At 42.7% G+C, this 24,189-nt stretch carries 15 protein-coding genes; 12 read left to right on the plus strand and 3 right to left on the minus strand.

Features of this window, described 5'->3' with window-relative positions; genetic code table 11:
* Nucleotides 1-94: 94 nt before the first annotated feature.
* From KSX81_RS23340 to KSX81_RS23375, 8 genes are all read left to right on the plus strand, one after another.
* On the plus strand, nucleotides 95-1,528 hold the full coding sequence (locus KSX81_RS23340; RefSeq protein ID WP_004318299.1) for a sialate O-acetylesterase: 1,434 nt from the start codon (nucleotides 95-97) through the stop codon (nucleotides 1,526-1,528).
* 33 nt (nucleotides 1,529-1,561) lie between these two features.
* Nucleotides 1,562-3,862, plus strand: a complete 2,301-nt coding sequence (locus KSX81_RS23345; RefSeq protein WP_004318297.1) for a DUF5703 domain-containing protein — start codon at nucleotides 1,562-1,564, stop codon at nucleotides 3,860-3,862.
* A gap of 196 nt (nucleotides 3,863-4,058) precedes the next feature.
* Nucleotides 4,059-6,713: a glycoside hydrolase family 2 protein gene (locus KSX81_RS23350; protein ID WP_217725734.1), complete on the plus strand. Its 2,655-nt coding sequence runs from the start codon at nucleotides 4,059-4,061 to the stop codon at nucleotides 6,711-6,713.
* 137 nt (nucleotides 6,714-6,850) lie between these two features.
* On the plus strand, nucleotides 6,851-11,281 hold the full coding sequence (locus KSX81_RS23355; protein ID WP_083852324.1) for a two-component regulator propeller domain-containing protein: 4,431 nt from the start codon (nucleotides 6,851-6,853) through the stop codon (nucleotides 11,279-11,281).
* A gap of 58 nt (nucleotides 11,282-11,339) precedes the next feature.
* Complete coding sequence (locus KSX81_RS23360; protein WP_008640305.1) at nucleotides 11,340-13,022, plus strand: polysaccharide lyase; 1,683 nt, start codon at nucleotides 11,340-11,342, stop codon at nucleotides 13,020-13,022.
* A 30-nt stretch (nucleotides 13,023-13,052) separates the two neighbouring features.
* On the plus strand, nucleotides 13,053-16,190 hold the full coding sequence (locus KSX81_RS23365) for a DUF6298 domain-containing protein (RefSeq protein ID WP_217725733.1): 3,138 nt from the start codon (nucleotides 13,053-13,055) through the stop codon (nucleotides 16,188-16,190).
* Nucleotides 16,191-16,366: 176 nt separating this feature from the next.
* Nucleotides 16,367-16,918, plus strand: a complete 552-nt coding sequence (locus KSX81_RS23370; RefSeq protein ID WP_004296026.1) for an RNA polymerase sigma factor — start codon at nucleotides 16,367-16,369, stop codon at nucleotides 16,916-16,918.
* Between the two features lie 82 nt (nucleotides 16,919-17,000).
* Complete coding sequence (locus tag KSX81_RS23375) at nucleotides 17,001-17,252, plus strand: hypothetical protein (RefSeq protein WP_052587804.1); 252 nt, start codon at nucleotides 17,001-17,003, stop codon at nucleotides 17,250-17,252.
* Between the two features lie 118 nt (nucleotides 17,253-17,370).
* Here the strand turns inward: KSX81_RS23375 and KSX81_RS23380 are convergent, their stop codons facing one another.
* Nucleotides 17,371-18,624: an MFS transporter gene (locus tag KSX81_RS23380; protein WP_004296024.1), complete on the minus strand. Its 1,254-nt coding sequence runs from the start codon at nucleotides 18,622-18,624 to the stop codon at nucleotides 17,371-17,373.
* A gap of 77 nt (nucleotides 18,625-18,701) precedes the next feature.
* Between KSX81_RS23380 and KSX81_RS23385 the strand changes: the two genes are divergently transcribed.
* From KSX81_RS23385 to KSX81_RS23395, 3 genes are read left to right on the plus strand one after another with little or no spacing between them, the layout of a single operon-like run.
* Complete coding sequence (locus tag KSX81_RS23385) at nucleotides 18,702-19,469, plus strand: threonine/serine exporter family protein (RefSeq protein WP_004296023.1); 768 nt, start codon at nucleotides 18,702-18,704, stop codon at nucleotides 19,467-19,469.
* A gap of 1 nt (nucleotide 19,470) precedes the next feature.
* Nucleotides 19,471-19,956 (plus strand): threonine/serine exporter family protein, encoded by a 486-nt coding sequence (locus tag KSX81_RS23390; protein WP_004296022.1) that lies wholly within the window; start codon nucleotides 19,471-19,473, stop codon nucleotides 19,954-19,956.
* 11 nt (nucleotides 19,957-19,967) lie between these two features.
* A complete protein-coding gene (locus KSX81_RS23395; protein WP_004296021.1) occupies nucleotides 19,968-20,696 on the plus strand; it encodes a DUF6064 family protein in 729 nt (242 codons plus the stop codon).
* Nucleotides 20,697-20,846: 150 nt separating this feature from the next.
* On the opposite strand, the gene KSX81_RS23400 is transcribed toward KSX81_RS23395, so the two are convergent.
* Nucleotides 20,847-21,656 carry an SDR family oxidoreductase gene (locus KSX81_RS23400; protein WP_004296020.1) on the minus strand — a complete coding sequence of 270 codons (810 nt, stop codon included), beginning with the start codon at nucleotides 21,654-21,656 and terminating at the stop codon, nucleotides 20,847-20,849.
* A 37-nt stretch (nucleotides 21,657-21,693) separates the two neighbouring features.
* Nucleotides 21,694-22,314, minus strand: coding sequence for an HAD family hydrolase (locus KSX81_RS23405; protein ID WP_004296019.1), 621 nt, complete (start codon nucleotides 22,312-22,314; stop codon nucleotides 21,694-21,696).
* A gap of 255 nt (nucleotides 22,315-22,569) precedes the next feature.
* On the opposite strand from KSX81_RS23405, the gene KSX81_RS23410 reads away from it, so the two are divergent.
* Nucleotides 22,570-23,685 carry a tetratricopeptide repeat protein gene (locus KSX81_RS23410; RefSeq protein ID WP_217725732.1) on the plus strand — a complete coding sequence of 372 codons (1,116 nt, stop codon included), beginning with the start codon at nucleotides 22,570-22,572 and terminating at the stop codon, nucleotides 23,683-23,685.
* Nucleotides 23,686-24,189: the final 504 nt, after the last annotated feature.

Below are 24,189 nucleotides of genomic sequence, written 5' to 3' on the forward strand. Positions count from 1 at the left end.
TACGCGGATTACACGGTTTATGAGAATCGTATTACATAAAGTAACAGCGCAATCCATGTAATCCGTGCCCAATTCATTATAATATAGCTAAAGTATGAAAAGTTCAATTATTAAAACAGGTACAATGTTGGCAGGTTTTCTGCTTGCTGCCTGCCTGTCAACACACGCAGAAGTAAAGCTACCGGCTATTTTTTCTGATGGCATGATGATGCAGCAACAGACCAATGCAAACCTTTGGGGGACGGCGACTCCTCATAAAAAAGTAACAGTGACTACTAGTTGGAATGGAAAACAATATGCAGCAACAGCAGATAAAAATGGGGCATGGAAACTGACAGTAGCTACTCCCGAAGCGGGAGGCCCTTATACTGTGACTTTTGATGATGGAACCCAAAAGACACTGAATAATATTCTGATAGGCGAGCTTTGGCTTTGTTCTGGACAAAGTAATATGGAAATGCCGATGAAAGGCTTCAAAAACCAACCGGTAGAAAATGCCAATATGGACATTCTTCACAGCAAGAATCCGCAAATCCGTCTGTTTACGGTGAAACGTACTTCTACATTCACTCCGCAGAATGACGTTATCGGTTCGTGGAAAGAAGCAACCCCGGCCAGTGTCCGTGATTTCAGCGCAACAGCCTATTATTTCGGGAGACTGGTAAATGAAATATTAGATGTTCCGGTTGGGTTGGTTGTAGCAGCCTGGGGTGGTTCCGCCTGTGAAGCATGGATGACAGCGGACTGGCTGAAAGCCTTCCCGGAAGCGAAGATTCCTCAAACGGAAGCCGACATAAAATCTAAAAACCGTACTCCGACCGTGCTTTATAACGGTATGTTGCATCCGTTAATCGGTATGACAATGAAAGGAGTGATTTGGTATCAGGGCGAAGATAACTGGAATCGTGCCCATACGTATGCTGATATGTTTACCCGATTGATTAACGGTTGGCGTGCCGAATGGAAACAGGGTGATTTTCCCTTTTATTATTGCCAGATAGCTCCGTATGATTACGGGATTATTACCGAAAAAGGAAAGGAAGTGATAAATTCGGCATATCTCCGGGAGGCACAGGCAAAAGTTGAACATCGTGTAGCTAACAGCGGTATGGCTGTATTACTGGATGCAGGAATGGAAAAAGGTATTCATCCCGCAAAGAAACAGATTGCAGGCGAACGTCTGGCTCTTCTGGCTTTAACTAAAACGTATGGAGTGGAAGGTGTAAATGGCGAAAGTCCTTATTATAAAAGCATTGAAATAAAGAACGACACCGTAGTTGTCAGCTTCGAACGTGCCAATATGTGGATCAGCGGCAAGAACTGTTTCGAATCGAAAAACTTTCAGGTAGCCGGCGAAGATAAAGTTTTTTATCCGGCCAAAGCATGGATAGAACGTAGTAAGATGCTGGTGAAAAGCGATAAAGTACCGCACCCGGTAGCTGTTCGATATTGTTTTGAAAACTATGTGGAAGGAGATGTATATTGCGACGGATTGCCTTTAGGGTCTTTTCGTTCGGATGATTGGTAATAGCAAATAGACAAGGTAAAATATGAAAAATATATGAAGAGATTTTATCTGATTATAACCATACTGTTTGTTGGCGTGTCGGCTCTTTGGAGTCAGCATGCCAATGTCATTTGGAATACTCCCAGTCGTAATTCTTCTGAATCTATGCCCTGTGGCGGTGGAGATATTGGGATGAATATATGGGTAGAAGACGGTGATGTTATGTTCTATGTGAGCCGTAGCGGTACATTCGACGAAAACAACTGCCAGTTAAAGCAAGGGCGTGTACGTCTCCGCCTGTCGCCCAATCCTTTCAAAGACGCTAAAGATTTTCGTCAGGAGTTGAAGCTGAAAGACGGATATGTAGAAATCGCGGCGGGAAACACGCAGATACAATTTTGGGTAGATGTTTTTCATCCGATTATACATGTAGAGGTAACAAATGCACAACCGTTGCAGACTGAAGTCTTTTATGAAAATTGGCGCTATCAGGAACGGCCTGTCAGAAAAGGAGAGGGGCAACAGTGTTCCTACAAATGGGCTCCCCCGAAAGGTACTGTGACGGAGTCCGACTGTGTTTCCGTAAATACAAATCAACTTCTGTTCTATCATCGCAATCCCGAACAGACCGTTTTTGATGTAGTTGTCGCTCAACAAGGAATGAACGAAGTAAAATCTCAAATGATGAATCCTCTGAAAAACTTAACTTTCGGAGGAACTCTTTTTGGTGAAAACTTAGAATTTGCAGGCACTGCGGATGATGTATATGCCGGAACAGACTATCGTGCCTGGAAGTTCCGTTCTTCCAAAGCAGCTCGGAAAGAACATTTCTGCATTGTGTTACATACAGACCAGACAGAGACAATAGAAGAGTGGGAGCAGGGAATACAAATAGCTTTGCATAGAATAGCCCCCAAAGGCAAAGTTTCATCGAAGACTATCATACAGGATAAAAAACAGACCCGTTCGTGGTGGAATTCCTTTTGGCAACGCAGTTTTATCGAAGCAGATGGTGAAGCCAAAGAAATAACTAGAAACTACACCCTTTTCCGTTATATGCTGGGATGTAATGCTTATGGCAGCGTACCGACTAAATTCAATGGTGGACTATTTACCTTTGATCCTTGCCATGTCGATGAAAAACAATCTTTTACCCCTGACTACCGGAAATGGGGAGGTGGTACGATGACTGCACAGAATCAACGTTTAGTATACTGGCCGATGCTGAAAAGCGGAGACTTTGATATGATGCCTTCCCAGTTTGATTTTTATAACCACATGTTGAAAAATGCAGAACTGCGAAGCCGTGTATATTGGCAACATGATGGAGCCTGCTTTAGCGAGCAGATCGAAAATTTCGGTTTGCCGAACCCCGCAGAATATGGTTTCAAACGACCGGACTGGTTTGACAAAGGATTGGAATATAATGCCTGGCTGGAATATGAATGGGATACGGTTCTTGAGTTCTGCCAAATGATATTGGAAACAAAGAACTATGCAAATGCTGATATTACCCCTTATTTACCTCTGATCGAGAGTTCGCTGACATTCTTCGACGAACATTACCGGCAACTAGCTTCCCGCCGGGGACGGAAAGCGTTGGATGGCAACGGACATCTGATTCTTTTCCCGGGCTCTGCTTGTGAGACATATAAGATGACTAATAATGCCAGTAGCACCATCGCTGCTCTAAAAACAGTATTGGAAACTTATGGAAAGAAGGAAGAGATGCTAAAGACAATCCCTCCGATTCCATTGCGGTACATAGAAATAAAAGATACGTTGAATCCGACTATTGCTCCGGTCTTGAAGCAAACAATTTCGCCCGCTGTAAGTTGGGAACGAATTAATAATGTTGAAACGCCACAACTTTATCCAGTGTTTCCATGGCGTATTTATGGAGTAGGAAAGGAGGATCTGGATATAGCCCGTAATACCTACTTTTATGACCCGGATGCCATCAAGTTCCGTTCGCATACCGGATGGAAACAAGATAATATATGGGCTGCCTGTTTAGGCCTGACCGAAGAAGCAAAGAAACTATCTTTAGCCAAATTATCGAATGGACCGCATCGTTTCCCCGCATTTTGGGGACCGGGATATGACTGGACACCCGATCACAACTGGGGAGGTAGCGGCATGATAGGACTTCAGGAAATGCTATTGCAAACAAATGGAGAACAAATACTCCTTTTCCCGGCATGGCCGAAAGAATGGAACGTACATTTCAAACTTCATGCTCCGGGCGAAACAACAGTAGAAGCCACTCTGAAAAACGGAAAAGTGACGGACTTGAAAGTTTTACCGGAAAGTAGAGAAAAGGATATTGTTATAATGATTGAAAAGGAAAAATGATAATTTTGCGGAGTGCCCTGAAAGGGCTTAATTATATAGCGTAGGGCAACGCCCTACGTAAAAGCGACAATCTGAATTTGCGCCCAGAAAGGGCATCCCAATAAATATATAATTGTAAGGCTTTCAGCCTAACTGCAAAATTCCCATTTAACCGATAAATTCCCATTTAACGAATGAAATATATAAATAAAGAATTATGAATAAAAGACCATTTATCATCTTATCAGCTTTTCTATTGCTGTTCTCTTTGATAGAAAAAGGGCAGGCTGCAGAAACTTACCGTCCCGAGACATCGGTTGCCGGATTCATTCAGCTTCCCGGTAGCGGGCGACAAGTCTATAATTTCAATCCGGGATGGCGTTTTTTCAGAGGCGATGTCCGGGGAGCAGAAGCGGTAAACTTTGATGACCGTTCCTGGAATGTCGTTTCCACCCCTCATACTGTAGAGTTGATGCCGGCCGAAGGAAGCGGATGCCGCAATTATCAGGGACCGGCCTGGTATCGTAAGCACTTTGTCCTCCCCGCTGAAACAAAAGGGCAACGGGTAGTGCTTCATTTTGAAGCAGCTATGGGCAAACAGATCCTTTATCTGAATGGTAAACGCATCCAGGAACATCTGGGAGGTTATCTACCTTTTACTTTAGACTTGACTGCCAATGGTGTACAGGCTGGAGACTCCTGTCTGCTCGCTGTTTTCACGGACAACAGTGATGACAAATCCTATCCTCCTGGAAAACGTCAATACACATTAGACTTTGCTTATCATGGTGGCATTTATCGTGATGTATGGATGATTGCCAAATCTCCGGTAGCTATTACTGACGCTATCGATTCACAAACCGTTGGCGGTGGAGGTGTATTCGTTCATTTTGATAAGATCAGTGAAAAGAGTGCGCAGGTATATGTAAACACCGAAGTTCAGAATGACGACGCCCGTTTCGAGTCAGTCACTGTAGAAACGACTTTGACAGACGCGGATGGAAAAGTAATCAAACGCAGTTCAGGAAAACTTTCTTTAAAGCCGGGAGAGAAGAAATCCATCCGTCAACAGATGGAAGTAAAGAATCCTACTCTTTGGTCTCCGGACACTCCTTATTTATATAGAGTACAATCACGCATTAAAAAAGGAAATAAATCCATTGACGGAGGCATTACCCGTGTCGGTATTCGTCTGGCAGAATTCCGTGGTAAAGACGGATTCTGGCTGAATGGCAAACCTTTCGGACAACTGGTAGGAGCCAATCGCCATCAGGATTTTGCATACGTAGGCAATGCTTTGCCGAACTCACAGCAATGGCGTGACGCCAAACGTCTGCGTGATGCCGGATGCACCATTATTCGTGTAGCCCACTATCCCCAAGACCCTGCCTTTATGGATGCCTGTGACGAGCTCGGCCTGTTTGTGATTGTCGCTACTCCGGGATGGCAGTACTGGAACAAAGACCCGAAATTCGGGGAGTTGGTTCATCAGAATACCCGCGAAATGATTCGTCGTGACCGTAATCACCCTTCCGTATTGATGTGGGAACCCATCTTGAATGAAACCCGCTATCCGCTCGATTTTGCCTTGAAAGCTCTTGAGATTACCAAAGAAGAATATCCCTATCCGGGACGTCCGGTAGCTGCTGCCGATGTCCATTCTGCCGGAGTGAAAGAGCATTATGACGTTGTTTATGGCTGGCCGGGTGATGATGAAAAAGAAGACAAGCCGGAGCAATGTATCTTTACCCGTGAATTCGGGGAGAATGTAGACGACTGGTATGCTCACAACAATAATAACCGTGCCAGCCGCAGTTGGGGAGAACGTCCGTTACTGGTACAGGCTATGTCTTTAGCAAAGAGCTATGACGAGATGTACCGCACAACCGGTTTGTTTATCGGTGGTGCCCAATGGCATCCGTTCGACCATCAGCGTGGCTATCATCCGGACCCTTATTGGGGCGGCATTTATGATGCTTTCCGTCAGAAAAAATATGCGTATGAAGTATTTCGCAGCCAGTCGCCGGCCAGTCTCCAACACCCATTGGCAGAATGTGGCCCGATGATATTCATTGCTCATGAAATGTCACAATTCTCCGATAAGGACGTAGTTGTATTTACAAACTGTGATTCAGTCCGTCTTTCTATTTATGATGGAACGAAAACCTGGACGAAACCGGTAGTTCATGCCAAAGGGCACATGCCGAATACTCCCGTTATATTCGAGAATGTCTGGGACTTTTGGGAAGCACGCGGATATAGCTATACTCAAAAGAACTGGCAAAAAGTAAACATGGTTGCCGAAGGAATCATCGACGGAAAAGTAGTATGCACTCAAAAGAAAATGCCTTCCCGACGTTCCACCAAACTACGCCTTTACATAGATACCCCAAAAGTGAACCTGGTAGCTGACGGCTCTGACTTTATCGTCGTAGTTGCTGAAGTAACCGATGATAGTGGAAATGTGCGCCGTCTGGCAAAAGAGAATATCGTTTTCACGGTAGAAGGTGAAGGAGAAATCATCGGAGATGCTACTATTGGCGCTAATCCCCGTGCGGTGGAGTTCGGCTCTGCTCCGGTGTTGATTCGTTCTACCCGGAAAGCCGGAAAAATAAAGGTGAAAGCCCGCGTACAGTTTGAGGGCACTCAAGCTCCGACAGCTACTGAAATTGAACTGGAAAGCGTTCCTGCAGAACTTCCTTTCTGCTATGAGGAACAGACTTATGAAATACAAAGGACAACACCGTCCACTCTCAATGTAAACCCGGGCAAAGAATCATCTGAAGGAAAAGTGCAACTGACAGAGGAAGAACGCCAACGGGTGTTGGATGAAGTAGAACGTCAACAGACTGAATTTGGAACTGAAAAATAGTACGATAAAAGTGATTAGCAGGTTAGTGATAAGTGATTAGCAGGGTGATCTGCCAACTTGTTTTTTATATGTTACTAAAGCACTATTCAAAAAAAAAGACTATCTTTGAGTACATTTAATTCCAATTATAGCTATCAATGAGAAAACGGAATATTCTAATACTATTACTATCCATGATAGGCATGTATGCTTTTGCCTATCCAAATATGATTGTAGAACACTACACGGCTGAACGTGGTTTGCCTAATAATATCGTAAACTGTACATTAAAAGGACAAGACGGATTTATCTGGTTTGGTACCTGGTATGGACTATGCAGCTTTGACGGAAGTAAATTCCGTTCCTACGATAACCATGACGGCTTTTATTCCACAGACATTCCGCCGCGTAAAATTCAGCGTATCGTAGAAGATAAGAATGGTTTTCTGTGGATTAAGACTATCGACCGTAAACTCTATCTGTTCGATAAACGGCATGAGAGCTTTCATGCCGTCTACGATGATGTGAAAGAATATTCCGAGAACATTCAGATTATCAAGATTCAGACGACCGAAGACGGCGACGTATTGTTGCTGACAAAAGATAAAAGCCTTTTGCGTGCGTACACCGACAAGGAAGGTAAAATAACGATGAAACAATTGCATGATTCGCGTCCTAACGTGAACGTGTACGACATGCGTTTGAAACACAACATATTCTGCGAAACAGCCGAATTTATCAATTGGATCGGTATGGATTATCAGATTCTGTCCCTACGGAAAGGGGAAGCGCTGAAAGACAAACCTGCCGACTTTATACAGAAAAAGGTATCTGCCAACCCGGATCAGTTTACTTGTGCCTCTTATAATTCTAAATTCTTATGGTTGGGAGACAAGAAAGGCCACATTTATAGCATTGATCCGCAAAACGGAGTTGTCAACCGTTACGAGATACCGGAAATCAAACAGCCGGTTTCTAATCTGCTGGTAACGGAATCCGGTCTGATGTACATTACCACCAATGAAGGAGCATACGAGTACAATATCGGCTACAAGCAGTTGACCAAGCTCCCCTTTACCATCCCCGAAAAGGACAATGGAATTATATTCTATGATAAATACGATAAGGTATGGTTTCAGGAAGGCAACCAAGCATTGACCTATTATGATCCCCTGAACAGGAGCCACCACCGCTTTACATTCCCCAATCAGAATGCAATCGGCAATTTTGAAATGCAGGATGCCGGCGAACAAGGCATGTTCTTTATGACTCCGGGAGGAGAAATTCTTCTATTCGACAGGGAGAAACTGGAAATGACCCGTATCAACCAATTGAAGCCTTTCTCCGACGATCTTCCCAATCAGCTTTTCTTCCATCTTCTGCTGGATAAAGATGGCATCCTTTGGCTGGCATCTACGAGCAGCGGAGTATACAGGCTTAATTTCCCCAAGAAGCAATTCCAACTGCTGACAGAAGTTTCTCCATCTCCGGTAGTGCCCGAGAGATCGACTTCCTGGAACCAGGGAATACGTGCTCTCTTCCAGGCGCAAAATGGGGATATTTGGGTAGGAACCCGCTGGCAAGCTCTGTATCGCCTGGATCGTAACGGACAAGTGAAACAAATCTTCTCGGATAAGAACTATCTATTGGGAGCCGTATATCATATTATGGAAGACAAAGACGGTAATCTTTGGTTTTCTACCAAAGGAAACGGGCTTGTCAAAGCCGAACCGGACATGAATTCACCGCACGGGTTGCGTTTTACCCGTTATATCAATGACCCCAAGAATCCGAATTCTATCAGTAACAACGATGTGTACTTTACTTATCAGGACAGCCAGGGGCGCATTTGGGTAGGATTACTGGGAGGAGGTCTGAATCTAATTTCCGAAGAGAACGGAGCAATTACCTTTATACATAAATACAATGGCTTGAAACAATATCCTGCATACGGTCTTTATATGGAGGTACGTACCATGACGGAAGATGAAGACGGACGTATTTGGGTAGGAACAATGGATGGCCTGATGTCTTTCGACGGACATTTCACTGCTCCCGAACAGATCCAGTTTGAAACGTACCGACAGGTCAGCGAAAATTCAAACGTAGCGGATAACGATATTTATGTACTCTACAAAGATACTGATTCGCAAATCTGGGTAAGTGTATTCGGAGGCGGTTTGAATAAATTAGTCCGCTATGATAAAGAAAAGCGTGAACCGATCTTCAAATCATACGGCATACGCGAAGGAATGAATAACGATGTAGTCAAATCCATCGTAGAAGATAAAAACGGTAACTTGTGGTTTACAACGGAAATTGGCTTGTCTTGCTTCAATAAAGCTACCGAACAGTTTCGTAACTACGACAAATACGACGGTTTCCTGAATGTGGAGTTGGAAGAGGGTAGTGCCCTCCGTACCTTGAATGGAGATTTGTGGATTGGTACCCGGCAGGGAATCCTGACATTCTCTCCCGACAAACTGGAAACATTGCATACGAACTACGATACACGTATTGTTGACTTTAAAGTTTCCAACCGCGATCTGCGTAGTTTCCGCGAATGTCCGATCCTGAAAGAATCCATCACATACGCCAAAGCAATCGAACTGAACTACAATCAATCCATGTTCACGATTGAATTTGCCGCATTGAATTTCTATAATCAGAACCGGGTATCTTACCGATATATACTCGAAGGATATGAAAAAGAATGGCATTATAACGGAAAGAACCGTATCGCTTCTTATACCAACGTACCTCCCGGAGACTATACATTCCGTGTAGAAACCGTAGATGAAGCCAATCCGGAGCTGGTTTCCAACTGTACATTGGCTATTACTATCCTTCCGCCGTGGTGGTTGAGCTGGTGGGCAACCCTTATTTATGTAATTCTAGGTTTGGCAGCTCTCTATTTCAGCCTGCGCCTGGCTTTCTTCATGCTCAAAATGAAGAATGATATTTATATTGAGCAGAAGGTATCAGAGATGAAAATCAAGTTCTTTACCAATATCTCCCATGAATTGCGCACTCCTTTGACATTGATAAAAGGTCCGATACAGGAACTAAGAGAACGCGAAAAACTCTCTCCGAAAGGATTGCAATATGTGGATCTGATGGAGAAGAATACCAATCAAATGCTGCAATTAGTGAATCAGATCCTTGATTTCCGGAAGATTCAGAACGGCAAGATGCGTTTGCATGTGTCATTAATTGATTTTAATGAGATGATAGCTTCTTTCCAGAAAGAATTCCGGGTACTTTCCGAAGAAAACGAAATCAGTTTTACTTTCCAGTTGCCGGATGAACCGATTATGGTATGGGCGGACAAGGAAAAAATGAGCATTGTTATCCGCAACATCATATCCAACGCGTTCAAATTCACTCATTCCGGAGGAAGTATTTATATAACTACCGGATTGACAGACGACGGTAAACGTTGTTATGTACGGGTGGAAGATAACGGAGTAGGTATTCCACAAAATAAACTGACCGAGATTTTCGAACGCTTCTCACAAGGAGAGAACGCGAAAAACTCCTATTATCAGGGCACAGGTATCGGATTGGCACTTTCAAAAGAGATCGTCAATCTGCATCATGGACAGATTCGTGCCGAAAGTCCCGAAGGACAAGGGGCGGTGTTTATTGTGGAACTTCTGATGGATAAGGAACATTACCGCCCGTCGGAAGTAGACTTCTATGTGGGAGATACGGAGACAGCCCCTGTTTCGGTAGAACAAGATCCTGTTGCAAATGCCATATCCGAAGACGGTACGGAAGAAGAACCGGAAATCGACGCTTCATTACCGACCCTTCTGTTGGTGGAAGATAACAAAGACCTTTGCCAGTTGATAAAGCTTCAGCTGGAAGACAAGTTCAATATCCATATTGCCAATAACGGAGTGGAAGGTTTGAAGAAAGTACATCTGTATCATCCGGATATTGTAGTGACCGATCAGATGATGCCCGAAATGGATGGGCTTGAAATGTTGCAATCCATCCGCAAAGATTTCCAAATCAGTCATATCCCTGTCATTATCCTGACAGCGAAGAATGATGAAGGCGCCAAGACCAAAGCGATTACTTTAGGGGCGAACGCCTACATTACCAAACCTTTCAGTAAGGAATATCTGTTGGCACGTATCGACCAGTTGCTTGCCGAACGGAAACTGTTTCGTGAACGAATCCGTCAGCAAATGGAAAACCAGACAACGACCGAAGAAGACAGCTACGAACAATTTTTGGTAAAGAAAGACGTACAGTTCCTCGAAAAGATACATCAGGTCATTGAAGAAAATATGGACGACAGTGACTTTAACATTGACACCATAGCATCCGGTATCGGATTGAGCCGTTCGGCATTCTTCAAGAAACTGAAGAGTCTTACCGGCCTGGCACCCGTTGACTTGGTAAAAGAGATTCGTTTGAATAAATCTATCGAGCTGATTAAAAATACGGATTTAAGTGTTTCCGAAATTGCTTTTGCTGTCGGATTCAAGGATTCGGGATATTATAGTAAGTGTTTCCGGAAAAAATATAATCAGTCCCCTCGCGAATATATGAATGAATGGCGGAAAGGAGAGAGATAACCGATTACAAAATGCTTTCTTAATCGTCCTTTTAGAAACCTAATTAAGATTCGAAAGAATGAACAACATTAAGAAAGTATTATCAGCGTGGATGCTGGTTGCCTGTGTACTACCTGTGGCAGCCCAGTATCCTGTAATTCCGGACTCGGTAAAAGCAAGAGGAGCAAAACAAGAAGCGGAGTTTGAACGGAAATCGGATGCGGCATGGGAAAAAGCTTTGCCGACAGTGTTAGAAGAAGCAAAGAAAGGTCGTCCCTATAAGCCTTGGGCCTCCAAACCCGAAGATTTGATAAAAAGTAATATCCCGGCTTTCCCCGGCGCGGAAGGCGGAGGTATGTATACTCCCGGTGGTCGTGGAGGTAAAGTGATCGTAGTCACTTCGCTGGAAGATTCCGGCCCCGGAACATTACGCGAAGCCTGCGAAACGGGAGGTGCACGTATTATTGTATTCAATGTAGCGGGAGTGATTCGTTTGAAAAGCCCGATTAGCGTACGTGCCCCTTATGTAACGATTGCCGGACAAACAGCTCCCGGAGATGGTATCTGCGTCACCGGACAATCTTTCCTGATCGATACACACGATGTTGTGATTCGCCACATGCGCTTCCGTCGCGGTGCGCAGGACGTAGCTTTCCGTGATGATGCAGTAGGAGGGAATGCGGTTGGGAATATTATGATTGACCATTGCTCCGCCAGTTGGGGATTGGATGAAAACATGTCTATCTACCGTCATGTATACAACAGAGGGGCAGACGGACACGGGCTGAAACTTCCGACGGTAAACATTACCATCCAGAATTCTATTTTCTCTGAAGCATTGGATACCTACAATCATGCTTTCGGTGCAACCATCGGTGGGCATAACAGTATGTTCTGCCGTAATCTCTTTGCTTCCAACATCAGCCGGAACAGTTCGGTAGGTATGGACGGCGACTTTAACTTCGTCAATAATGTTGTTTTCAACTGGTGGAACCGTTCCGTAGACGGAGGCGATCACAACAGTTTCTACAATATGATAAACAACTACTTCAAACCCGGTCCGATCACTCCGATAGGTAAACCGATTTCTTATCGTATTCTCAAACCGGAAGCAGGACGTGACAAAAATAGACCGCTTTCATTCGGAAAAGCATACGTAAATGGAAATATTATCCATGGCAATGCCAAAGTTACAAAAGATAACTGGGACGGAGGCGTACAACTGAAAGAAGAGGTGGACGTCGCAAAGTTTCTGCCGCTAATTAAATCGGACGAGGCTTTCAAAATGCCACCGGTAACTGTAATGGATACCAAAAAAGCTTATACCTTTGTATTAGATAATGTAGGAGCTAATTTTCCGAAACGTGACGCAGTAGATGCACGTGTCATTAAGACCGTACAAACAGGAAAGGCCATTTATGCGAAAGATGCACCGGAGTTTGTCTCTCCTTACGTGAAGAGACGGTTACCGGCTGATTCTTACAAACAAGGTATCATCACAGATATTCGTCAGGTAGGCGGACTGCCCGAATATAAAGGTGAAGCAGCAGTAGACTCGGACGGCGACGGTATGCCGGATGCTTGGGAAATTGCCAACGGATTGAATCCGAACGACCCGGCTGACGCAAACATGGACTGCAACGGTGACGGATATACCAATATTGAAAAATACATCAATGGCATAGACACCAAGAAGAAGGTAGACTGGACAGACTTGAAGAACAATTACGATACATTGTCTAAACGGAAAAGTCTGTTGTAACCGGATGAAAAGAGATTAAAGTTTATTGTAATGAATATACAAGTAAGAACGATCCTTTTAGGATTATTGAGCATTGGGTTTGTGCAAAGTTATGCGCAAACCTTTGCTTTACAGGTTAAGAATGACCAGATCACTTACCTGAATGATGATCGGGGAAACCGGATTCTCGATTTCTCTACATGCGGATATAAATCCTCCGAACAGGATATTCCTTCTGTTCGTAATGTGGTGTTTGTACCCTGGAAAGCCGGAGATAATACTGCACGTATTCAACGTGCCATTGATTATGTAGCTTCGCTGACTCCTGACGCTTCCGGTTTTCGGGGAGCCGTATTACTCGATCAGGGAGAATTTTCCCTGTCCGGCAGTATTCGTATCTCCGCATCCGGAATTGTATTGCGGGGAACGGATAAAGAAAAAACAATACTGCTGAAAAAAGGCGTAGACAGAGGTGCGCTTATCTACATGGAAGGAATGGACGACCTGAATGTACAAGACAGATTGAAGGTGCTTTCCCACTATGTTCCGGTAAACGCGAGAACATTGGAAGTTGCTTCGGGTGTTTCTCTGAAAAAAGGAGATCGCGTCATGGTTACCCGTCCTTCCGGCAAAGAATGGATTGCCTCTTTGGGTTGTGATATCTTTGGAGGAGGTATCAGTGCTTTGGGATGGAAAGAAGGTGACATGGATCTGACTTGGGACAGAACAGTCTGCGAAGTAAACGGCAACCAGGTAACACTGGATGCTCCGCTGACCGTAGCTTTGGATGCTAACTATGGAACTTCTTCCCTGTTGACTTATCAATGGAACGGACGTATTCATGATTGTGGCGTAGAAAATATGACACTGATTTCTGATTACGACAAGCGTTATTCTAAAGACGAGGATCATTGCTGGACAGGTATCTCCATTGAAGATGCGGAAAACTGTTGGGTGAGACTGGTTAATTTCAAGCATTTTGCAGGAAGTGCTGTAATTGTTCAGCGTACAGGTTCCAAAATTACCGTTGAAGACTGTATCTCGAAAGAACCCGTTTCAGAAATCGGAGGGATGCGTCGTTGCACTTTCCATACGCTGGGACAACAAACTTTATTTCAACGCTGCTATTCAGAACAGGGTATTCATGACTTTGCTGCTGGATATTGCGCAGCCGGTCCCAATGCTTTTGTACAATGTGATTCGTATGAATCTTTGGGATTCAGCGGTTCTATTGATGCTTGGGCGTGCGGACTGCTGTTTGACGTAGTAAATATCGATGGTCATAACCTGACTTTCAAGAATTTGGGACAAGATAAAAACGGAGCCGGTTGGAATACGGCAAACAGCTTGTTTTGGCAATGTACCGCAGCGGAAATCGAATGTTATGCCCCGGCAAAAGATGCGATGAACCGTGCATACGGTTGTTGGGCACAATTCTCCGGTGACGGTGAATGGGCACAATCCAACAATCATGTACAACCTCGCAGTATTTTTTATGCTCAATTGGAAGAACGGTTGAACAAAGAATGTGCAGAACGTGCACGTATTCTGCCCAGAAATACAAGTGCAACCAGTAGTCCCACAGTGGAAGTAGCTATGGAACTCGCTAAAGAAGCATATAAACCACGGTTGACGTTGGAACATTGGATCGGTGATAATAAGTTTGCTCCTTCGGTGGCATCAACCGGAGTAAAATCAATCGATGATATTAAAGAGAAAAAGAGCGCTGCGCTTGCAAATTCTTCTTCTTCTTCTTCTTCTGCTGCTGCTGCTGCTAAATTATTAACCCAACCGGAAGTAACTGTAACCAATGGACGTATTCAGATGAACGGTGCTCTATTGGTTGGAGGCAGTCATACCACCCCTTGGTGGAACGGAAAGCTCAAAACCAATTATCTGAAAAAGGCAAGTCCGGCCATCACCCGCTTTGTGCCGGGACGCGAGGGATTGGGATTAACCGACCGCATTGATTCTGTAGTCGACTTTATGAAACAGAAAAACATTCTTGTTTTCGATCAGAATTATGGTCTTTGGTACGATCGTCGCCGGGATGACCACGAACGGATTCGCCGTCGGGATGGTGATGTATGGGGACCTTTCTATGAACAGCCATTCGGTCGTAGCGGTCAGGGGACAGCATGGGAAGGGTTGAGCAAATATGATTTGAAACGCCCTAATGCATGGTACTGGAGCCGCTTAAAAGAATTTGCAGAAAAAGGAAATAAGGACGGACTGTTGTTGTTCCATGAAAACTATTTCCAGCACAATATATTGGAAGCCGGTGCGCATTGGGTAGATTCTCCATGGAGAAGCAGCAATAACATCAATCAGACCGGATTTCCTGAACCTGCTCCATTTGCCGGAGACAAACGAATCTTTGTGGCGGATATGTTCTATGATATCAGTCATCCTGTTCGTCGTGAACTGCACAGACAATATATCCGTCAGTGCCTGAATAACTTCGCAGACAATTCGAATGTTATTCAGTTGACAAGCGCCGAATTTACAGGCCCGTTGCACTTCGTACAATTTTGGTTGGACGTGATAGCTGAATGGGAAGCTGAAACCGGGAAGAAAGCGAAAGTGGCATTGAGTACAACGAAAGACGTACAGGATGCAATCCTTGCAGATCCTAAACGCGCTGCCGTAGTAGATATTATTGATATCCGGTACTGGCATTATAAAACAGATGGAATCTTTGCGCCGGAAGGCGGAAAAAATATGGCGCCACGTCAGCACATGCGTAAGATGAAGGTGGGAAAGGTGACTTTCACAGAAGCATATAAAGCTGTCAATGAGTATCGTCAGAAATTTCCTCAAAAGGCAGTGACATTCTACGCACAGAATTATCCGGCTATGGGATGGGCTGTATTCATGGCAGGAGGTTCATGTCCTGTAATTCCGTGTACAGATAAAGTATTCCTGAAAGATGCAGCAGCCATGGAAGTGGAAGAAACAAATACGGATGAGTACAAGAAAATGGTAAAATCTGATATTGGAAGTATCATTTATTCCAAGTCCGGAACAGAAATTCCTGTTCAATTATCGTCCGGAAAGTATGTATTAAAGTACATTCACCCTGCTTCCGGAAAGATTGAAACAATAAATAAGTCACTGAAAATAAATAGCTTATATAATCTAAAGGTACCAGATAAGAAAGAAGGTATTTATTGGTTCCATAAGTTATAAAGCAGAGAATCCCGTTGAAGACCATTCAGCGGGATTTTTGCTTTTTATTGGTAATTTCTAGTAAAAGAGTGTTATAAAACATGATACTTGTTTTTTCAATCCACAAACCAGATTTTACCTAACGTTGCGGTCGATACTGCTTAGTTTTGCAACATCAAATCAATCGAATTAATGCTATGATGGAACAGACTAATCATTCAACCGACACTTTACTCGCTTCTTTTCAAGCGGGAAACATGGCAGCTTTTTCACAGCTGTATAACTTGCACATCAACGTCCTTTTTAATTACGGATTGAAGTTGACCATTGATAAAGAGTTACTGAAAGATTGTATTCATGACATCTTCGTGAAACTCTATACAAAGAAAGATGAATTAGGAACAATCGATAATTTGAGATCTTATTTATTCATCTCCTTAAAGAATAAGTTGTGTGATGAACTTCGCAGACGTATGTATATGTCTGATACGGCAGTAGAAGAAGTTAGCATATCCACTCCTACAGATGTAGAAGATGATTATATGGAAGAAGAGCAACGCAAGAATGAATTTTCATTGGTTAGACGTCTGCTGGATCAATTATCTCCCCGCCAACGTGAAGCGCTTACATTATATTATATAGAAGAAAAGAAATACGAGGATATCTGCGAGATTATGAATATGAATTATCAGTCTGTACGCAACCTGATGCATCGCGGATTGACAAAATTGCGTAGTCTGGCGAGTTAATTTTAGTAAAAAGGTAAATGGGTTGAGTACATAGACAGGATAACGCCGTCCTACTTATGTAAACGCTTAAAAAGGATGCGATATGTGCTCAAAGGTAATGGATTTTTTGACGGATGATGATTTTATCAACTATGTGCTGGGTGTAACTCCGCAATCAGCTTCCCAATGGGAAACTTATTTCAGAGAGCACCCGGAAGAGACGGCAGATGCAGAAGAAGCTAAAGCTGTATTATTGGCTCCGGCAAATGTAGACTGTGGCTTCTCAATAGTTGAAAACAACGAATTGAAAGATAGGATTATTAGTAGTATAAAAGATTTTTCGGGTATTTTGTAGATAGGTTAGTATAGTTAAGATAAAGTAGTTAGGTTAGTTAAGGCATTAAAAGATTGACGCAGTCTTTCACAGGAGGTTTAGTTTTAAACACAGTGAAAGACTGCGTTTTTTATTTGTCCTATTCAGGTTTATCGCCAGATTCCTGAATATTGAAAGCACTACTGAAACTGACTATTAATACGATACATCCACCCAATATGCCGATAATCATATAAGCGATACGGATATCGAACGCCTGCGAGATGGCACCGATAAGCAGGGGAGCAATCAGCGAGCCTATAAAACTGATGCTTGACAGAATGGTAAGTGCAATACTGATCGGTGTTTTTGATTTTGCTCCCACGAAGCTGTACAAAGTAGGCACAATGCAGGAAATACCCAAGCCGACCAGCATAAAACCTAAAGAATTGATGATTACTTTCATGGCCATAGATTCGAAAACTCCTCCTAACAGGGCAGAAACAAAAAAGCCGATACAGATAAAGCTGCCCGCCAGTTGCAGGACTTTCTTCTTTCCCCAAAGCTGATAAGCGTAGTTAGTCAGGAAACGGCCCGTTGCCATCATAATCATAAATACAAGAAAACCGATTTGCAATGATTTAGGTACGTGAACCACTGATTCGAAATAAACGGCACTCCAGTCGAACATCGCGCTTTCTACAATCAGCGCGAACAGTCCGACAAGGCCTAACTGCAAAAGCAACATTTCCGGTTTTTGAAATAACAGGCGAAAACCATTGGGAGCTTTGGCCGTATTTCTTTCCTGCGTCTTCGTATCAGAAACTTCCGCTTCCTGCGGTGCGCTCTCCTGCAAATATTTCCGCCCGGAAAGTGCAATTATAAGGATGATGATAAATATCAGTGTGTAATGCCAGATAGGGGAGACTCCTGCCAAAATCATTACGAAGCCGATAAGTGCTCCTGCACATGCCCCCAGACTCCATCCTCCATGAAAAGTGGCCATAATGGTTTTACCATACAAACGTTCCACTTCAATGCCTTGTGTATTGAATGATATATCACATAAATTCCAGAACACCCCGAAGCAAAAGAGCAGAAAGCCTAAAAGATAGACTTCATGAGCCAGTCCGACACAAAGCAGGGATGAAGCGTATCCCAGGATACTGACCTGTACCATGCTCCGGCTTCCTAACTTCGAAACAAGATAGCCAGCCAAGGGGATCGCGACAAATTTTCCGACAGGGATCATAAATAAAATCAGTCCCCAGTAGAAAGCATAATTTGCAGCAAAAACGTCTTTAAAATCAGGGATTCGGCTAGCCCAACTTGCCATACAAAGTCCTTGGGCAAAGAAAAAAGTCAATATGGCAAAACGTATTCTCTCTTTTGGATGCGTAAATTGGTTATTCATGCATTTTTTATTTTTAATCGCGGCAAAGGTATCTATTTTTTTTGTACTTTTGCGCCCGATTTAAAAATATCATATTCATGAAGACAGGCGAATCTTTATTATCCATAGGTAAATTTATTGCAGAATATTCAGCCCATTTAATGGGAGCCGGAGTACACACCTCGCGGGTAGTACGTAACACAAAGCGTATTGGAGAGGCTTTCGGACTAGATGTCAAATTAAGCGTATTTCATAGAAACATCATTCTGACTATTATAGACAAAGAAACAAACGAGGCTTGTAACGAGGTCATAGACATTCCTGCACACCCGATCAGTTTTGAACATAATTCAGAGTTAAGCGCATTAAGCTGGGAAGCAGTAGACAATCATTTGTCATTGGAAGAATTGAAAGACAAATACAAGAAGATTATTTCTGCTCCGCGGATACATCCGCTTTTCGTTTTACTACTGGTAGGATTTGCCAATGCGTCTTTCTGCAAATTGTTCGGCGGTGATTTAATTTCGATGGGAATTGTGTTCTCGGCTACCATTACAGGATTCTACCTGAAACAACAAATGCAGGCGAAAAAGATCAATCATTATGTTGTATTTATTGTTTCGGCTTTTGTTGCTTCCCTGTGTGCTTCCACCGCGCTGATTTTCGACACAACTTCGGAGATTGCCATGGCAACCAGCGTGCTTTATCTTGTGCCTGGGGTTCCCTTGATTAATGGCGTGATTGATGTAGTAGAAGGATACGTTTTAACAGGATTTGCCCGTCTGACAGAGGCTTCTTTGTTGATTGTCAGCATCGCTATCGGACTTTCCTTCACATTATTAATGGTAAAAAACAGTTTAATTTGATATGATAGCACTTGACATTCTTACTGATGGATTTTTTGCAGCAGTAGCAGGTATAGGATTTGGTGCGATTTCCGATCCTCCTTTGCGTGCATTCAAGATGATTGCCATACTGGCAGCATTGGGACACGCCTGTCGTTTTTGTTTGATGACCTATTTAGGCATGGACATTGCCACAGGTTCGTTGTTTGCCGGATTAGTCATCGGCTTCGGCAGTTTGTGGTTAGGGAAAAAAGTATATTGCCCGATGACGGTATTGTACATTCCGGCATTACTTCCCATGATTCCGGGAAAGTTTGCATACAACATGGTATTTTCACTTATCATGTGTCTGCAAAATGTAAATGATCTGGATAAGCTGGACAAGTTCATGTCGATGTTCTTCTCTAATACTCTGATAGCAAGCACAGTGATTTTCATGTTGGCGGTAGGAGCTACGTTCCCGATGTTCCTGTTCCCACATAGAGCCTTTTCATTAACAAGACATTAAAACGAACTTTTATGGAGATTTTTTGGAGAACAATTGCATATTATAATTCAGCTACCTGGCTTTTACAGATAGTTATTATTCTGATTGGTATTGCATTGACCGGATTGCTTATCGGCCGGCCACGTCCGTGGGTGAAAATGGCGATGAAGTTCTATATGATAGGTCTGTATACGTGGATTTCTCTGGTCTACTATTATATCTACTGTGAAGAGCGTAGTTATAATGGAGTAATGGCTATGTTTTGGGGTGTGATGGCTATCATTTGGATATGGGATGCGATTACGGGATATACTACCTTCGAACGTACCCACAAATATGATTTGCTGTCTTATGTCCTGTTGGCAATGCCTTTTATATACCCTTTGGTTTCATTGGCACGCGGTCTCTCATTCCCGGAAATGACTTCTCCGGTCATGCCTTGTTCGGTAGTGGTGTTTACCATCGGATTGTTATTGCTGTTTGCGCAAAAGGTCAATATGTTTTTGGTATTGTTCCTTTGCCACTGGTCGCTGATCGGATTATCCAAAACTTATTTCTTTCAGATTCCGGAAGATTTCTTGTTGGCAAGTGCCACGATCCCCGGCCTGTATCTTTTCTTCAGGGAGTATTTCCTGAATAATCTGCATGCCGACACCAAGCCGAAAGCCAAATATATCAATTGGCTGTTGATAAGCGTTTGCGTCGGACTGGCCGTGTTGCTGACTACTACCATGTTTTTGGAATTGGTTCCGAAGGGTTAATCCGGAAACATAGAAGATATTCAAATCAAAAAAAGAGGCCGTTCAAAAAAGCCTTGATCTTATAAAATCGTCCTTACTACAACCTATCGTAGTAAGGACGATTTTTCTTTTAGGAACTTTGAGAACAGTTTCTTTTATATATCGTATCGTTTACTTAATTGCGTAGAATATCCGTAAGGCATATTGCATCACTGCATCAGGCAACCATTTTTTACTCTTCGCAAACAATACCTGTATCCAGGGACCTACTTTCGTCCGAAAAGGAGGATTGGTACGTTCCACTATCTTACAGATGGCAGCACCCAACTTCCGCGGATGGCATCCATTACGTTCTTCTTTTTCTATAATCTCTAATGATTTCAGAAAACTTTCTCCGTAATCGGCATCCAGTCTTGTCTGTTCGGAGATATTCCGGTTATCAGTAAATCCGGTGTTAAAGTCTCCCGGTTCTACTACACAAACCTTTATATGGAACGGATGAACCTCTAAAGCCAATGCTTCGCTATATCCCTCGACTGCAAATTTCGAAGCAGAATAAAATCCCTGATAGGGGATTCCCATTACACCACCGATAGAGTTGATATTGATAATCTTGCCCTTTCGCGCCTTTCTCATAGATGGCAAAACAGCTTTACACATATTCACTACACCGAAGAAGTTTGTATTCATTTGTATATTCACTTCTTCTTCAGTGGCAAGTTCCAATGCGCCGCCGATACCTATTCCAGCATTATTAATCAATACATCAATCCGTCCCTGCTCCGATAGAATCCGCTCTACGGCCTGACAAACGGAAAAGGAATTGGTGACATCGACAACAAGCATTTTTACATGATTCATGTCTTCAGAAGGTTTCCGGCTTGTTCCATAAACGATGTGCCCTTGTTCCGATAACATTTGGGCGGTAATCTTACCGAATCCGGAAGACGCTCCGGTGATAAGTATGACTTGTGGTTGCATATTTTTTATTTGCGGTATGGTACTAACTGCTCAATTATCATTTCTGCAAGATAGCAGTCATTTCTTCCCGCCAATCTTCACCATTCTTCGGTTGGAACGTTTCAAATCCGAGTTCCTTGCCTATATGGATATTCGAAGCACCGTCATCTACAAATAAAGTTTCGGAAGGAATGATATTGCAATCATTTACCATAAATTCGAAAATTTCGGGCGCAGGTTTCGTATGACCGACCTCATAAGACAAATATAGTTTGTCACAATAATCATTCAGCGGCTTTTTCTTCGATGAGAAATCAGAGCTGCATGCCCACGACATAACAAAAGGATTGGTATTACTTAAAATATACACATGATAGGACTTTCTCAATTCCAATATATAATCGAGTTTATTTAGATTCACTTCATTGAAAAAGCCCAGCCATGCCTGTTTGGTTTCCTCCATCGTCAATGGACGGCCACATAAATCTCCCAGTTGTTTCCGAAACTCATCCGCACTTAGCTTTCCTTCTTCCAGTTCTTGAAAGATGCCGGTCTGGTGATATTTATCCAGCCGGGTATCAGCATCTGCCAGTCCCAGTTTGATAAATGCCTGAACCGCTTTGTCACGATCAATATCTACAATCACTCCTCCAAAATCAAATACAATGTTTTTAATCATGATATATAATTTTCTTGTTTGCTACAAAGATACGGCTTATCTTCTTAATTAGCAGTGCACAACGGCTTGATATTTGTCAAAAAAACATAGTGACGCTATCCTTGCCAAATAGTGTCACTATCACACCCGGATAGCGTAGCTATAAGGAGAGGATAGCGTCACTATACTTTTTGTATGACTTAGGGAAGGATAAATACCGATTATTTTTTATATTTGCAAATCCAATCAATCCTTTGTAAAGACAAAAATAGAGTTATGAATAACCTTCGAATTTTATTGTATATGATGCTCCTTTCATTGGCTGCATGTCATCCGGAAGGAACGAGTGTGAAGCAAGGGTTAGGCAAAGCCGCACAACTCATGGCACAGGACCCTGATACAGCATCCATTATTCTTGAGACTATTCAGTCAAGCCAAATGAATGAGGCTCAACTGGCAGAGTATAATTTATTGTGTACCCAGCTCAACGAGGATAAAAACATTCCTCATTCCTCTGATAAGCAGATTAGGCAGGCGGCATCTTATTATGAGAAAAATGGCAATGAATATCAAAAATCCAAAGCATATTATTATCTTGCCTGTGTGGAAAGTGATCTGGAACAGAAAGAGGAGGCAGAAATCCACTTTAAGAAGGCAATCAAGCTTGCCAAGGAAACAGAGGAATACGATCATCTGGCAAAAATCTGCAAACGATGTAGTCTTTATTATCAGAAATACGGTAACTTTGATGAAGCACTGGAAATGGAGAGAAAGGCATACGCCAGTCAGTTGATGTTGAATGACGGTAAAAGCGATTCTTCAGTAATTCTTTCTTCTGCTTTAGGAATGTTTGGTGTGATGTCTTTGTTACTTGGGCTACTCTGGAAGAAAAATCGGCACGCACTTTCCCAATTGGATCTTTTCAAAGAAGAAATACTGAAAAAAGATGTTGAATCGGATAAGCTGATTTTGCAATGTAACCATCTCGAAGAGAAGTATCAGTCTCTTCAACTACATATCTATGAAAGTTCCCCCGTTGTCTCAAAAGTACGACAGTTTAAAGAACGGAATGTTTTGTCTTCTAAAACCCCTTCTTTCTCCGAGAAAGACTGGACAGAGTTACTGCGACTTCAGGAAAACGTCTATGGACTTGTATCTAAATTGAAAGAAATAGGTCCGAAGCTCACAGAAGAGGATTTAAGGGTATGTGCTTTTCTGCGGGAGGGAGTCCAACCTGCTTGCTTTGCTGATTTAATGAAACTGACTACAGAGACGCTGACCCGGAGAATCTCCAGAATAAAAACGGAGAAACTGATGTTGGCAAATTCTAAAGAGTCACTGGAAGATATTGTGAAATCATTGGGGGATCTTTCATTTTGTGCAAGAAATTAATTATTATCTGGTAATGATTCATTATCTCCTTACTACATTTAAGGCTTTTCGTTGCAGAGATTAATGTTTTTTGGTACAGAAATTAGTAATCTTTTATGCAGTCGGGTAGTTGTCCCGTTATAACGGGACGATGGGCATCCTATAGGGTGACAAATGTCACTTTATAAGGTGATATTTGTCATTCTGTAATATGATTATCTGTCTTTAGAAGAATGAAAGTCATTAAAGATACGAAATTAAATAGCAAAAAACAAGAGTGGCACTTGTTTTTCCTAATATCCCAATAGTTTTTTCATATTTGATACATTGTCATTTTTATGCCATTTACTTTACTATGCCATTATTAATTTGTACCTAATTTATCCTCTGTCTGTTTTTGTCTATCTCTTCACTTTTATTATTATTGATTATCAACATATTATCATTGACGACCGTCCGTATCCGTCCGGTAAAAAATGCCTGTTTTAGCAGTATGTCCTGTAACTTTGCAAATAAAAAAGTACA

The organism is Bacteroides sp. MSK.18.37 (assembly GCF_019129155.2).
Classification (GTDB): domain Bacteria; phylum Bacteroidota; class Bacteroidia; order Bacteroidales; family Bacteroidaceae; genus Bacteroides; species Bacteroides ovatus.